This is a genomic window from uncultured Kocuria sp. (genome assembly GCF_947500125.1).
Taxonomy (GTDB): domain Bacteria; phylum Actinomycetota; class Actinomycetes; order Actinomycetales; family Micrococcaceae; genus Kocuria.
Genome location: NZ_CANMRA010000052.1, coordinates 1 through 13,766, shown reverse-complemented (window position 1 = coordinate 13,766; position 13,766 = coordinate 1). Strand labels below are relative to the sequence as shown.

General features: G+C 73.6%; 10 protein-coding genes and 1 pseudogene. 3 read left to right on the top strand and 8 right to left on the bottom strand.

Annotated elements, in window-relative coordinates:
• The first annotated feature begins 35 nt into the window (after positions 1-35).
• On the top strand, positions 36-1,457 hold the full coding sequence (locus Q0817_RS19150; protein WP_298591810.1) for an NADH-quinone oxidoreductase subunit N: 1,422 nt from the start codon (positions 36-38) through the stop codon (positions 1,455-1,457).
• 61 nt (positions 1,458-1,518) lie between these two features.
• Here the strand turns inward: Q0817_RS19150 and Q0817_RS19145 are convergent, their stop codons facing one another.
• The 7 genes and pseudogenes from Q0817_RS19145 to Q0817_RS19115 all read right to left on the bottom strand — a co-directional run.
• Positions 1,519-2,850, bottom strand: a complete 1,332-nt coding sequence (locus Q0817_RS19145) for an APC family permease (protein WP_298591807.1) — start codon at positions 2,848-2,850, stop codon at positions 1,519-1,521.
• Between the two features lie 89 nt (positions 2,851-2,939).
• Positions 2,940-4,442: a multicopper oxidase family protein gene (locus Q0817_RS19140; protein WP_298591804.1), complete on the bottom strand. Its 1,503-nt coding sequence runs from the start codon at positions 4,440-4,442 to the stop codon at positions 2,940-2,942.
• On the bottom strand, positions 4,439-4,714 hold the full coding sequence (locus tag Q0817_RS19135; RefSeq protein ID WP_298591802.1) for an SHOCT domain-containing protein: 276 nt from the start codon (positions 4,712-4,714) through the stop codon (positions 4,439-4,441). Before Q0817_RS19135 ends, Q0817_RS19140 begins: the two co-directional genes overlap by 4 nt.
• 79 nt (positions 4,715-4,793) lie before the next feature.
• Complete coding sequence (locus Q0817_RS19130) at positions 4,794-5,480, bottom strand: DUF305 domain-containing protein (protein ID WP_298591801.1); 687 nt, start codon at positions 5,478-5,480, stop codon at positions 4,794-4,796.
• Between the two features lie 40 nt (positions 5,481-5,520).
• A complete protein-coding gene (locus tag Q0817_RS19125; protein ID WP_298591799.1) occupies positions 5,521-7,761 on the bottom strand; it encodes a copper-translocating P-type ATPase in 2,241 nt (746 codons plus the stop codon).
• A 75-nt stretch (positions 7,762-7,836) separates the two neighbouring features.
• Entirely contained in the window at positions 7,837-9,009 is a 1,173-nt protein-coding gene (locus Q0817_RS19120) for a cell wall metabolism sensor histidine kinase WalK (protein WP_298591813.1), read from the bottom strand.
• Positions 9,007-9,696 (bottom strand): annotated as a pseudogene (locus Q0817_RS19115) (response regulator transcription factor); the annotation flags it as partial. The gene Q0817_RS19120 and the pseudogene Q0817_RS19115, both read right to left, overlap by 3 nt.
• Positions 9,697-9,854: 158 nt before the next feature.
• Here Q0817_RS19115 and Q0817_RS19110 point away from each other — a divergent pair.
• A complete protein-coding gene (locus Q0817_RS19110; RefSeq protein ID WP_298591797.1) occupies positions 9,855-10,721 on the top strand; it encodes a F510_1955 family glycosylhydrolase in 867 nt (288 codons plus the stop codon).
• Positions 10,722-10,796: 75 nt separating this feature from the next.
• On the opposite strand, the gene Q0817_RS19105 is transcribed toward Q0817_RS19110, so the two are convergent.
• On the bottom strand, positions 10,797-11,531 hold the full coding sequence (locus tag Q0817_RS19105; protein WP_298591795.1) for a VIT family protein: 735 nt from the start codon (positions 11,529-11,531) through the stop codon (positions 10,797-10,799).
• A gap of 674 nt (positions 11,532-12,205) precedes the next feature.
• Here Q0817_RS19105 and Q0817_RS19100 point away from each other — a divergent pair.
• A complete protein-coding gene (locus Q0817_RS19100; protein ID WP_298591793.1) occupies positions 12,206-13,576 on the top strand; it encodes an MFS transporter in 1,371 nt (456 codons plus the stop codon).
• Positions 13,577-13,766 lie beyond the last annotated feature (190 nt).

Sequence of the window (13,766 nt, the reverse complement as noted above, 5' to 3'; positions counted from 1 at the left end):
TGAGCCTGGTGGGACGGTAGCCGGTGGAGGCCTCGATGCAGATGCGCCCCGAGCTGCTGCTGCCCGAGATCGTCGTCTTCGTCGGCGGGCTGGTGGTGCTGCTGGGCGGATCCTTCCTGCCCCGGGACCGCCAGTGGATCGCCCGGGCAGTCGCGGCCCTGGCCCTGCTGAGCGCCGCGAGCGCGGCCGCCCTCGCGATGACGGGCCCCGTGCAGAGCGCCTTCAGCGGCACCTTCACCGTGGACACCGCCACCGGCGCCGCACGGGTGATCGCCGCCCTGACCACCCTGCTGGTGCTGGGGGTGGCCTCCGGGGAGATCGCCGGGTCCCCGCGGGAGTCCGACACGTACGCGCTGCTGCTCCTGGCCACCACCGGGGTGATGGTCCTGGCCGGGTCCACCGACCTGCTCGTGCTGATCGTGGGGTTCCTGCTGGCCAGCATCCCCCTGTACGGGATCGTCGGCCTCACCGGCGGCCGCGCCGGGGCCGAGGCCGCCATGAAGACCTACCTCATGGGGGCCCTGTCCGGGATCCTGCTCATGGCCGGGGTCACCGTGCTCTACGCCCTGGCCGGCGGCACCGACTACGCCCTGCTCCAGGAGGAGCTGCCCGCGGCCCCGGCCGCGGCCGTGGGCGCGGGTGTGCTGGGCGTGCTCGCCGGGCTGCTCTTCAAGGCCGGCGGGGTGCCCTTCCACTTCTGGGTGCCCGACGCCGCCCAGGGCACCGGGGCCACCGCCGCCACGTTCCTCACCACCGTGCCCAAGGTGGGCGCGCTGGTGGCCGTGTACCGGCTCGTGGCCACGGTCTCCGCCGGGGACGGGTCCTGGTTGCTCGTCGCGGCGCTGCTGGCCACCGCCTCGATGGTCCTGGGCAACCTCGCGGCCTACTGGCAGACGGATCCCCGCAGGCTGCTGGGCTGGTCCACGGTGGCCCAGGTGGGGTTCCTGCTCGTGCCCGTGGCCGCGGCCGGGCGCAGCGACCTGGCCCTGCCCTCGCTGCTGTTCTACCTCGCCGCCTACGCCGTCACGAACGTCGCCGCCTTCGCCGTCACGGCCGCGCTGCCCGAGCACCGGGAGCTGGCCGCCTACCGGGGCCTGGCGCGATCCCGTCCCGGGCTGGCCCTGGCCCTGCTGGTGGCGCTGCTGGGACTGGTGGGGACCCCGCCGCTGGCCGTGTTCGTCGGCAAGCTCACCACGGCCACCGCCGCCTGGGACGGCGGGCACGGCTGGCTGGCCCTGGTGGTGGTGCTCAACAGCGTGCTCAGCCTCTTCTACTACCTGCGCTGGTTCGCCCCCGTCTTCGCCCGCCCGGAGCAGCACGCCGAGGGGTTCCCCGGCCGCGGCGGGGCGGCCGCCTGGCCGGCCGTCACCGCCGGGGTCGCCGCGGTCGCGAGCCTGGTGCTGGGCGTCCTGGCCGGTGTCCTGTGGGCGGCCCTCGAGGGCCCCGGGGTCATGTAGGTCCGGCGGGGCGCCGACCGGCTCGTCCCGCCCCCGGTGGCCCGGAGCTGCCCACGGCCCGTCAGTGGTGCTCCTGCCCGCTCTCCTGATCGGCGTCCTCGGAGCGGTGCCGCACGGTGAACCACTGCGCCACGACGATGACCAGGGCCACCACGGCGGTGACCACCAGGGTGAACGGGTCCGACTGGGCCTTCAGCAGCACGAACGGCACGAGCACCGCGACGTCGAGCAGGATCGCGACCCAGGGGATCCACGGCTTGGCCCCGACGTCGTCCTTGAGGTGGCGGAGGATGCCGAGGTGGATGGCGATGTCCATGGCCAGGTACAGGATGGCGCCGAGGGAGGCGATCTGGGACAGGTCGAAGAAGGCGGCCATCAGGATCGCCAGCCCGGCGGTGATGTACAGCGACTGGTGGCCCTCCTTCCCCGGCAGCCCGGGGGCCTGGCCCATGTCGCGGAGCATGTCGTAGAGCTTCGAGACCGAGAACAGGCTCGCGATCAGCCCCGACAGGGTCGCGACGACGGCGATCACCACGGTCAGCGTCACACCCCAGGCGCCGAACATCGGCTCGGCCGCCTCGGCCAGGGCGTAGTCCCGCGCCTCGACGATCTGCGGCACGGTCAGGCTGCCGGTCACCGCGACGGTGATCAGCAGGTAGAGCACCGTGCACAGGGCGATGGAGATCATGATGGAGCGGCCGATGTTGCGCTCCGGCTGCTGCAGGTCGGCGCCCTGGTTGGTGATCGTGGTGAATCCCTTGTACGCCAGGATGCACAGGGTGGTCCCGGCCAGGAAGCCCAGCCAGCCCGCCTCCGGCGGGGTGCGGTCGGCCGCGGTGAACAGCCGGCCCAGGGAGGAGACCCCCGCCGCGAGGATGCCGGCGACCGCCAGCACGGCGATCCCGACGATCTTGAGCGCCGCGGTCACCGTGGCGGAGCGCTCCACCCACCGGTTGCCCACCAGGTTCACCAGGGCGGCGGCCACGATCGCCACCACCGCCAGCACCGGCACCCACACCTCGGAGCCCTGCAGGCCGAAGGGGCGCAGCAGGTAGGTGCCGAAGGTGCGGCCCAGCAGGGACTCGGCCAGGATCATCGACACGTACATGAACAGGGAGAACGAGCCGGCGACCACCCCCGGGCCGTAGGCGGCCTTGAGCAGCATCGCGATCCCGCCCGCGGACGGGTTGGTGGCCGAGTAGCGGATGTAGGAGTAGGAGCTGAACGCCACGACCACGGCTCCGGCGAGGAACGCCCAGGGCACCCAGCCGCCGGCCAGTTCGGCGACCTGCCCCACGAGGGCGAAGATGCCCGCGCCGATCATCACCCCCGTCCCCAGGGCCACGGATCCGGTCAGGGAGAGTTTCTTCTGCGTCTGCGTGCTGTGGTCCATGCGGAACTGCACGTCCTTCCTGCCGGGCCGCGAGCGCTTCCCGGCGGTGGGGTTGTTCGGACACGTTCGGTGGGCCGGGCCCACGGTGCTCAGCGGGCCGCCACGGTGCCCATCATGCCGAGGTCCTCGTGGTCGAGGATGTGGCAGTGGTAGACGGTGCGGCCGCCGAAGTCGTCGAAGGCCACCCGGACCGTCACCTCCCCGAAGGCGGGGATGTTGACCACGTCCTGCCACCGCGGTGCGGCGACGTCGCGGCCGCCGTCGGCCACGACCTGCATGGGCCACACGTGCAGGTGCATCGGGTGGTCCATGGGGCTGGAGTTGGTCAGGGTCCACTCCTCCACGGTGCCCACCCGGACCTGCTGGTCGGTGCGCTCGGCGTCGAACTCCTGCCCGTCGATCGTGAAGGACATCATCCCGCCGGGCCCGCGCATGCTGCCCATCATGCCGCCCATGCCGCCCATGCCGCCCATGGCGAAGTCCAGGGTGCGCCGGGCCTCGACCGGCTCCTCGCGCAGGTCCCGCAGGGACGGCCCCGCGGGCACGGGCCCCGCGTCTGCGGCCCGGTCCCCGGCGACCTCGAGGGTGAGCAGGTCGATCGGCTCGTCGTTGCCGGGGCCGTCCCCGGGCATGGCCCCGTCCATCATCCCGCCCATCATCCCGTCCATGCTCCCGCGCTCCACGGGAGCGGCGCGCAGCGTGGAGGTGCCCTCGCGGGTGTCCACCAGCAGCTCCACCCGGTTGCCGGGGGCCAGGGTCACCTCCGTGAGCTCGACCGGCTCGGGGAGGCGGCCGAGGTCGCGGCCGAACAGCCGCACGGTCTGGCCGTCCAGGGTCAGGCGCAGGTACCGGGACGGGCAGGCGTTGACCACCCGCCACAGCTCCCGCTCCCCCGGCGCCGCGGTGGCCTCGGGGCGGACCTGGCCGTTGACCAGCACGGTCTCGCCCTCCCTGCCCATCATCCGCTGCGGCGGGGAGACCTCGGCGAGGTTGCCGGAGCCGTCCAAAGTGATGTCGGAGACGACCAGGACGCGCTCGCGGGCCACCGGGGCGGGGTCGGGGTCCTCGACGACGATGGCCCCGTAGAGCCCCGCCGCCAGCTGGTCGGCCACGTGCCCGTGGTGGTGCGGGTGGTACCAGTAGGTGCCCGGCGGGTGGTCCTGCGGCAGGACGTACTCGTAGTCGAAGGACTCCCCCGGTTCGATGCGCACGAACGGGTTGTCCCCGTTGTCCTCCGGGGACACGTGCAGCCCGTGCACGTGCAGGTTCGTCGGGGCCTCCAGACCGTTGGTCATCGCCACCTGGACCGTGTCCCCGGGCCGGACCCGCAGGGTGGGTCCGGGCAGGGAGCCGTTGAACGCCTGCACGTTCGCCTCCCGCGCCCCGACCCGCACCTGGGCGGGGGCGGCCTCCAGGGCCACGTCCAGGACCCCGTCCCGGCTGGACAGCACCTCGGGCTGCACCAGCTCCCGGCCGCCGCCGAGAGACTCGCCGCCGCCGTTGGTCCACCACAGCCCGGCCCCGCCCACGGCCGCGGCACCGGCCCCGGCCGCGCCCAGGGCCAGCAGCTGCCGGCGTGTCAGCGGGCTCACCGCCCGCCCTCCTCCAGCGTCCGCAGCCGCTCCCGGTACTCCTCGGTGCTGATCTCCCCGCGGGCGTAGCGCTCCTCGAGGATCTCCCGGGACCGGTGCGGACCCGCACCCGTCGGCGGCGGCGCGGACCCGCCCTGTCGGGTCCCGCCGCCCGAACCGCCGGTGAACGCCTTCACCAGCACCACTACCAGCACCACCGTGCCCAAAATCAGCAGGAGCCAGAAGATCCACATCCAGCCCATGCCCCATCCCATTCCGTCGCCCCACATCATCACGGTCCTCCTTCGTCGATCGGTTCATTGCTGTGCACCGGCCGCCGCACGAGGGCGGCGACGCCGGGCGCCGGGACGGTCAGGACCCCTCCGGCAGCTCCTGGAGCATCCGCTCCATCTCGGCGATCTCCGCCTCCTGCGCCTGGACGATCTCCTGCGCCAGCTCCACGGCCTGCGGATTCGATCCGTCCTGGACCTGGTCCCGGGCCATCTCGATCGCCCCCTCGTGGTGCTGGGTCATCTGCTCCAGGTACAGCCGGGCGGCCGCAGGGCCCTCCTCGGCCTCCCGGAGCCAGTTCATGCCCTGGTCGTCGACCATGCCGGAGCCGTGGCCGCCGTGCTGGGTCGCGGAGGCATCGGGGGTGGTCGGTGCGTCCCAGGCGACGAGCATGGCGCGCATCTGCTCCATCTCGGGGGCCTGCGTGTCCCTGACCCGTTCGGCGAGGTCGCGGACGTCCTCGGGCACCAGGTCCTTGCCGAGCAGGATCTCGCTCATCTGCACCGCCTGCTCGTGGTGCGGGAGCATCATCTGGGCGAACATCACGTCCGCGTCGTTGTGCTCGGCCGAGATCCCGGCGGCGGAGCCGGACGGGGCGTCCGACGGGGACGCGGACGGGGAGGCCAGCGTGGCACCGGCGGTCCCGGTCGCGGCGGAGGTGCCGGTCTCCGAGGCCGCCCCGGTGTCCTCCTCGCCGGCGGAGCCGCAGCCGGCCAGGGCGAGGGCCGAGGCCAGGGCGAGGGTGCTGAGGGTGGTGGAGCGCTTCACAGGGTGTCCTTCTTCTTCTCGAGGGGTGGGAACAGGGGGATCAGGGAGCAGGGACGGCGGCCGGCCGCCCGGTGCTGCGGCGGTCCTCGACGCTGACGGCGGCCAGCCGGGCCGGGTCGAGGTCCAGGCGGCGCAGCAGCTGGGCGTTGAGCGCCACCACGATGGTGGAGACCGACATCAGCACGGCTCCGACGGCCGGGGAGAGCACGATCCCGACCGGCGCGAGGACCCCGGCGGCCAGGGGCACGGCGACGACGTTGTAGCCGGTGGCCCAGACCAGGTTCTGGACCATCTTGGTGTAGCTGGCCCGGGACAGGTCGATCATCGACAGCACGGCCCGGGGGTCGTTGCCGGCCAGGACCACCCCGGCCGACTCCATGGCCACGTCGGTGCCGGCGCCGATCGCGATGCCCACCTCGGCGCGGGCCAGGGCGGGGGCGTCGTTGACGCCGTCGCCGACCATGGCCACCGTCATCCCGCGGGACTGGAGCTCGGCGACCTTGGTGTCCTTGTCCTGGGGAAGGACCTCGGCGAAGACCTCGTCGATGCCCAGGTCCGCGCCGACGGCCTCGGCGACCTGGCGGGCGTCGCCGGTGATCAGGGCCACCTTCACGCCGCGCTCCTGGAGGGCGGCCACGGCCGCCCGGGACTCGGGGCGGACCTTGTCCTCGAGGGCCAGGGCGCCGATGATCCGTCCGTCCCGGACCACGTGGAGCACTCCGGCGCCGCGGCCGGTCCACGCATCCACGGCCGCCCGCAGGGTCGCGGGGGTGTCCAGTCCGCGTTCACGCAGCATGTTCGGTCCGCCGACGACGACCTCCGCCCCGTCCACGGTGGCCGTCACCCCGCGGCCGGTCGCGGCCGTGAACCCGGTGCCGCGCAGGCCCCGCCGGGACGCCTCGGGGTGTCCGGCGGCGGCGGTGACGACGGCGCGGGCCACGGGGTGCTCGCTGTCGGACTCGGCGGCCGCCGCCCAGGCGAGGAGTTCGCCTTCGGAGACCTCGGGGACGGTGGCCGTCCCGGTGACCGCGTGCGCCCCCTCCGTGAGGGTGCCGGTCTTGTCGAAGAGCACCACGTCGATGGTGCGCATCCGCTCGAGGGACATCCGGTTCTTGATCAGGACGCCGGAGCGGGCCGCGCGCTCGGTGGAGATCGCGATGACCAGGGGGATGGCCAGCCCCAGGGCGTGCGGGCAGGCGATGACCAGCACGGTCACGGTGCGGATTACGGCGTCGTCCGGGCTGCCCAGCAGCGTCCAGGCGACGGCGGTGAGGACGCCGGCGCCCAGGGCGAACCAGAAGAGCCACGCGGCGGCGCGGTCGGCCAGCGCCTGGGCGCGGGAGGAGGACTCCTGGGCGGCCGCGACCATCCGCTGGATCCCGGCCAGGGCGGTGTCGGCCCCGACAGCCTCGACCCGGACCCGGACGGTGTTGTCGGTGGCCACGGTCCCGGCCACCACAGTGTCGCCGGGGCCGCGGGGCACCGCCTGGGACTCGCCGGTGATCATCGACTCGTCGAACTCCGCGGTCCCGGTGGTGATCGTCCCGTCCGCCGGGACGCGGGCCCCGGAGCGCACCAGCACCACGTCCCCCACGCCCAGCCCGGAGACCGGCACCGTCACGGTGTCCCCGTCCACGACCTTCTCGGCCTCGTCGGGCAGCAGTTCCGCCAGGGCGTCCAGAGCGGAAGAGGCCGCGCCCAGGGCGCGCATCTCCATCCAGTGGCCCAGCAGCATGATCACCACCAGCAGGGCCAGCTCCCACCAGAAGTCGAGCTCGAACCCGCCGATGCCCAGCGTGGTGACCCAGGAGGCCACGAACGCGACCGTGATGGCCATGGCGATCAGCAGCATCATCCCCGGCTGCCGGGACTTCAGCTCGGTGAGCCCGCCCTTCAGGAACGGGGCCCCGCCGTAGACGAAGATGACCGTGCCCAGGACGGGAGGGATCCAGGCCGAGCCCGGGAACTCGGGGAGCTGGTAGCCCAGCAGGTGGGCGACCATCGGGGAGAAGAACACCACCGGGACCGACAGCACGAGCGAGAGCCAGAACTTGTTCTTGAACATCGCCGTGGAGTGCCCGGCGTGCTCCCCGTGCTGGTGGACCTGGTGGTCCTCGTCGACCGCCGAGTGGGCGTGCTCGTGCGGCATGGCCTGCCCGTGGGTGCCGGAGTCGGCGTGCTGCTCGTGGCCGTGGGGATCCGCGGGCCGGCCCGCGCCGGAGCCGGCGTTCGGCTGTTCCGCGGCGGCGGGGTGGCCGTGGTCATGACGCGGGGGGCTCATGATGCTCCTTCCACGAGGGCTGGTCGGTGTGGTGGCGGGGACCGGGACGGTCCTGCTCCTTCCAGGTATATACCCCTAGGGGGTATCAAGCAAGGAGGGCGACCGGGTGGCCTCGGCCGGCGACGGACGCACGCGCTGACGGCTGGGGAGCTCCACGGCGAAGACCGCCCCCGCGCCGGGGCCGGGGGACGTGACAGTCAGCGTCCCGCCGTGCGCCTCGACCAGGGCCCGGGAGATGGTCAGGCCGATCCCGGAGCCGCCGTGGTCACGGTCCCGGGCGCTGTCCCCGCGCCAGAAGCGCTCGAACACCCGGGACAGGTGCTCGGCGGCGATGCCGTCGCCGGTGTCGGTGACCCGGAGGGCCACCCGTCCCGGGCTCAGCCGGGCGACGCCGAGGGAGACCTGCCCGCCGGGCGGGGTGTGCCGCAGGGCGTTGGTGAGCAGGTTGCCGAGCACCTGGCCCATCCGCTGCCGGTCCACCTCCACCACCCCGGCGTCGTCGTCGATGTCCAGGTCGAGCCGCACGCCCTTGGCGGCGTAGGCCTCGCGGTGGGCCTCCGCGGCGGAGCGGGCGAACTCCCCCGCCGGCTGCTCGACGCGGTCCAGGTCGATCCGGCCCTCCTCGGCCCGGGACACGTCATGGATGTCCTCGACCAGGCGCGTGAGGCGTCCGAGCTGGTCGGTCATGAGCTCGTGGGTGGCCTCGTCCCAGTGCGCCACCCCGTCCTGGAGGGCCTCGCAGTAGACGGTGAGCACCGAGATCGGGGTGCGCATCTCGTGGGCCAGGTCCGAGAGCATCCGCCGCCGGAGCTCCTCGGTGCGCTCCAGCCGCTCGGCCATGGTGTTGAACGAGGCCGCCACCGCGTCCACCTCGGCGCCGGCGCCGATGGCCGGGACCCGGGTGTCGTAGCGGCCGCGGGCCATGCCCTGGGCCGCCTCGGTGAGGGCGGTGAGGGGCCGGCGGAGGCGGCGGGTGAAGAACCAGGTCACCGCCGAGGCGCAGACCGCGGCGGTGACCAGGGCCACGCCCAGGATGATGAGGTTGGTGTCGCGGTAGGCCCGCTCCACGTGGAGCAGCTCCGGCGAGTCCACGGCGTACCCGGCGATGAGCAGGTGCTCGTGGAAGATCGGCGGGCCGGCCAGGAAGGCGACGACCACGGCGGCGAGGATGCTGGCGGCCACCACGATGGCCTGGGCCAGGAAGAACCGGGAGGCCAGCCCCCGGGGGCGTCGTCGCCGGGTCACCATCCGGTAGCCGACCCCGCGCACGGTGTCGATGAAGGCGGCCTGGTCCTCCCCGAGCTTCCGCCGCAGGTGCCCGATGTGCACGTCCACGATCCGCTCGTCGCCCACCCAGGCGGGGCCCCACACCATGTCGATGAGTCGGCGGCGGGTCAGCGCCTGGTGCGGCCGGTCCGTCAGGGCGGCCAGCAGCTCGAACTCGGTGCGGGTCAGGGCCACCGGCTCCCCGTCCACCCGGGCCTCGTGGGCGGCGAGGTCGACGGTCAGGCCCCCGAACGCACGGGCCGACTCGACGGGGGTCACGGTGGTCCGGGGGCGGCGCAGCACCGCGGCCACCCGGGCGACGAGCTCGCGGACACTGAAGGGCTTGGTGATGTAGTCGTCGGCCCCGGCCGCCAGCCCGGCCAGCTTGTCCTCCTCGTCCCCGCGGGCGGTGAGCATCAGCACGTAGCACTCGGAGAAGCCCCGGATCCTGCGGCACACCTCGATGCCGTCCATCCCCGGCAGCCCCAGGTCCAGCACCACCACGTCCGGGCTCCGGCCGCGGGCGGCCTCCACGGCGTCGGGCCCGGTGTGGACGGTCGCGACCTCGTAGCCTCCGCGCGTCAGATAGGTGGCGACCATCTGGGCCAGTGGCTTCTCGTCGTCGACCACCAGCACCCGCCCGGCCGCCGCGTCAGTGCCAGGATTCATGGTTTCAGTCTCCTCCTCCCCTCGGGACGCGGCGGCCCCCGGGGCGGTCAGCGGGGGAATCTTCGCCAAACCTTCACGAAGAACGCCGCGGAGTCCCGCACCGGCCGGTCGAGAATGGTGGGTGGTCCTCGCGGTGGAGCGCGAGGCGGAAAGGACCCATGGACCCCCTGACCCGCAGATCCCTGCTCCTCGGCGGTCTCGGCCTGCTCGGCACCGGCGCCCTGGTGGCGTGCTCCCCGCAGGCGGAGTCCTCGCCCCCTCCCCCGTCCGACGACGCCGGCGGCGCCGGGACCGCGATCACCCACGTGCACGCCATCACGCGCGACGCCGCCACCGGGACGGTCCTGCTGGCCACCCACGAGGGGCTGTTCCGCCTCCAGGACCGGGAACTCACCCAGGTGGGACCGGCCGTGGACCTGATGGGCTTCACCGTCACCCCGGAGGGCCGCTATCTGGCCTCGGGCCACCCCGGGGCCGGGACCGACCTCCCCGAACCGGTCGGGCTGATCGGGTCCACCGACCGGGGCGAGACCTGGGAAGTGCTCTCGAGGGGCGGGGAGTCGGACTTCCACACCCTGGCCGCCGGCCCGGACAGCGTGCTCGGCTTCGACGGGCAGCTGCGCGTCGGCACCGACGGGCGCTCCTGGGAGATCCGCGAGATCCCCTCCGCCCCTGCCTCGCTGGCGATCGCCCCGGGCACGGGCACCGTCCTGGCCACCACCGAGGACGGCGTGCTGCGCTCCGACGACGACGGCGCCACCTGGGACGCCCTGGACACCCCGCAGCTGATGTCCCGGGTGGCCTGGGCCGACGACCGCACGATCGTCGGCGCCGGGATCGACGGGCACCTGCTGACCAGCCGCGACGCCGGACGGACCTGGACCGCCGGCGCGGAGCCGGTCGGCGAGATCACCGCACTGGGCGCCGGCACCACCGAGGACGGCGAGATCGAGGCCCTGCTGGTGGTCGGCACCGACGTCCTGCGCACCACCGACGGCGGGAACTCCACCGAATCCCTGCTCTGAGCTCCCGGCGGTGCGAGCACGCACTGTTCCCGGCCCGGGGTGGCCCACCCGTGCGGGGCGCCGCCGGACGAGTCGTCAGAGCTGGGTTCCGAGCAGGGACCCGATGCCGTAGGCGATAGCCATGGCGGCCAGTCCGCCGGCCACCGTGCGCAGTGCCGCCCGTGCCCGTGGGGCGCGGCCCAGGTGGGCGGCGACCGACCCGGTGACGAGCAGTGCGACGACCACGGACACCATCGTGACCGGCACGGCGATCGGCCGTGGGGAGGTCAGGATGGCCACCAGTGGGATGAGCGCACCCAGAACGAAGGCGGCCGTGGAGGCCCAGGCCGCCTGCCAGGGGCTGGTCAGCCGTCCCGGGTCGATGCCCAGTTCGTGGCGGGCATGGGCGGCCAGCGGACCCTCGGCCATCAGCTGCTCGGCCACCTGGTGGGCGAGGGGCGCCTCGACGCCCTGGGCGGCGAACAGCTCAGCGAGGTGCCGGACCTCGTAGACGGGGTCGGTGTCGAGCTGGCGCTGCTCGTGGGCCAGCTCCGCCTTTTGGGAGTCCCGCTGACTGGAGACCGACACGTACTCCCCCACCGCCATGGAGAGGGCCCCGGCCACGACGGCCGCGACCCCGGAGGCCAACAGGGCGTTGGTGCTCACCGCCGCCCCGGCCACCCCGACCACCATGCCGGCAGTCGAGACGATGCCGTCGTTGGCGCCCATCACCGCGGCGCGCAACCAGTTCAGCCGGGAGGCGATGGTCCCGCCCCCGGCCTCCTCAAGCGGTACTCCCGCCGGAGTGCGCGACGTCCTGCGGATGCCCATGGTGTCCCCCGTTGCCTTCTGCGTGCCCCGGGACGGCTCGCCGGGACACCTCCATGTCACCACCAGGGTCCGCCGAGATCCACGCCCCGGGCCGGGATCGCGCCAGTCGGCCGCGCGCATGACGCCGGGCACGGTGGCGGGGTCACCGTGGCGGTGGCCGTGGGCGGCACGGGAGGCGCCGGCGCACACCGGCAGTGCCGATCCGGGCGGGCGGACAGGTCCGCGGCGCGGACCCGGCGATCGGCGCCGTGCTGCACACCTGCGGCTCTCGTCCGTGCGGGGGCCGTCGACGACGGAGACGAACCGTGATGACCGTGCTGCGTCCCCGCTCTGAGTTTCGCGAGCCGCCTGCGGTGGTCCGATGGGCCGGTCGACCCGGTCGACGCCGGGGCGGGGCGTGCCCCCACGGCAGCAGATGCCCGTGACGGGCCGATCGCTGCCGCCCAGGGCCGGAGGCCCTGCTCGTGCTCGTGCTCGTGCTCGTGCTCGTGCTCGTGCTCGTGGCGTAGCCTGCTCCCTGCGGATCCAGCGCCGATCCCGTTCCTGATATCGAGCCCTTGTGACGTTCGTCATCCATAAGACATACTGTGATGCACGGCACAACCGGCCGGTATCTTCTCCGCTCGTCGCCTCCTCCCGGAGGACGGCTCGGCTCAAGACAAGGACAGGTGACCATGGCTACCTCGACTCAGTGGCCCGTCCCACAGAAAACCACGAACACGGTGCTGTTCGCCTGCTGGCTGGTGATCCTCGCCGAGGGCTACGACGTCGGCGTCCTGGGCGCCGTCCTGCCGGCGCTGGCCGAGTACGAGCCGTGGGGCCTCAGCCCCCTGGAACTCGGCGGTCTCGGGTCCTACGCCCTGATCGGCATGCTCATCGGCGCGATGACCATCGGCACGCTCTCGGACCGGATCGGCCGGAAGAAGATGATGCTGGTCTCGGTGGCCCTCTTCACCACCATGCAGCTGGGCGCCGCGCTGGCCCCCACGCCGGAGCTGTTCGGCCTCTTCCGCCTGCTCGGCGGCCTGGGCATGGGCGGGGTGCTTCCCGTGGCCGCGGCCCTGACCATCGAGTACTCCGCCCCGAAGCGCCGGTCGTTCAACTACGGCGTGATGTTCTCCGGCTACTCCTTCGGCATCCTCGTGGCGGCCCTGGTCGCGATCGCCATCCTGCCGACCCTGGGCTGGCGCTGGGTCATCGCCGTCGGCGCCCTGCCGCTGCTGCTGCTGCCGCTGCTGGCCTGGATCGTCCCGGAGTCCATCGAGTACCTCATGAGCAAGGGCCGCAAGGCCGAGGCCGAGCAGCTCGCCCGCAAGATGCGCGTCGAGCCCTTCGTGGAGCAGGACTGGACCCCGACCCACGCCACCGGCGCCGACATCCAGTCGGTGAGCTGGAAGCAGTCCCTGACGGCCATGTTCTCCGGCGGCTACCTCACCGCCACGATCTTCTTCTGGATCTCCCTGTTCTGCGGCATGGTCCTGGTCTACGGCCTCAACACGTGGCTGCCCTCGATCATGCGCTCGGCCGGCTACGACCTCGGCTCCTCGCTGACCTTCCTGGCCGTCTTCAGCCTCGCCTCGGCCTTCGGCGGCATGGTCCTGGGCCGCGCCGCGGACGCCTACGGCAAGAAGCTGATCCTGGTGGTCTTCTACCTCCTGGGCGGGGTGGGCATCCTCCTGCTGATGTTCCCCAACACCCTGGTGATCAACTACGTGTTCGTGGCCCTGGCCGGCATCGGCTCGATCTCCACCTCGCTGGTGCTCACCGGCTGGGTCGCCGACTACTACCCCTCCTACGCCCGGGCCACCGCCACCGGCTGGGCCCTGTCCTTCGCCCGCATCGGCGCCATCTCCGGACCGCTCATCGGCGGCTGGATCGGCTCGATGGCCCTGCCCTTCCAGTGGAACTTCATCGTGTTCGCGGCCGTGGGGCTGGTCGCGGCGGTCGCTGTGGCCCTGATCCCCCGCGTCCCCGGCGGACCGGCACGGTCGACTCCGCCGGAGCCGGAGGACCGCGCCGCCGTCCCCGCCACCACGGCGAGCTGACCCACCACCCTGCTCACCGGCGGGCGGGGCCCCCCCCCCGCCCCCCCCCCCCCCCGCCCCCCCCCCCCGGGCCGCAACCACCCCCCCCCCCCCCCCCCCCCCCCCCCCCCCCCCCCCCGCCCCCCCCCGCCCCCGCCCCCCCCCCCCCCCCCCCCGCCCCCCCCCCCCCCCCCCCCCCGCCGCCCCCCCC

Excerpts from the sequence above, each read along its gene's own strand:
- Q0817_RS19100 (WP_298591793.1), top strand. The coding sequence starts at position 12,206 with ATGGCTACCTCGACTCAGTGGCCCGTCCCACAGAAAACCACGAACACG.
- Q0817_RS19150 (WP_298591810.1), top strand. The coding sequence starts at position 36 with ATGCAGATGCGCCCCGAGCTGCTGCTGCCCGAGATCGTCGTCTTCGTC.
- Q0817_RS19125 (WP_298591799.1), bottom strand. The coding sequence starts at position 7,761 with ATGAGCCCCCCGCGTCATGACCACGGCCACCCCGCCGCCGCGGAACAG.
- Q0817_RS19110 (WP_298591797.1), top strand. The coding sequence starts at position 9,855 with ATGGACCCCCTGACCCGCAGATCCCTGCTCCTCGGCGGTCTCGGCCTG.
- Q0817_RS19105 (WP_298591795.1), bottom strand. The coding sequence starts at position 11,531 with ATGGGCATCCGCAGGACGTCGCGCACTCCGGCGGGAGTACCGCTTGAG.
- Q0817_RS19135 (WP_298591802.1), bottom strand. The coding sequence starts at position 4,714 with ATGATGTGGGGCGACGGAATGGGATGGGGCATGGGCTGGATGTGGATC.
- Q0817_RS19145 (WP_298591807.1), bottom strand. The coding sequence starts at position 2,850 with ATGGACCACAGCACGCAGACGCAGAAGAAACTCTCCCTGACCGGATCC.
- Q0817_RS19120 (WP_298591813.1), bottom strand. The coding sequence starts at position 9,009 with ATGGTGACCCGGCGACGACGCCCCCGGGGGCTGGCCTCCCGGTTCTTC.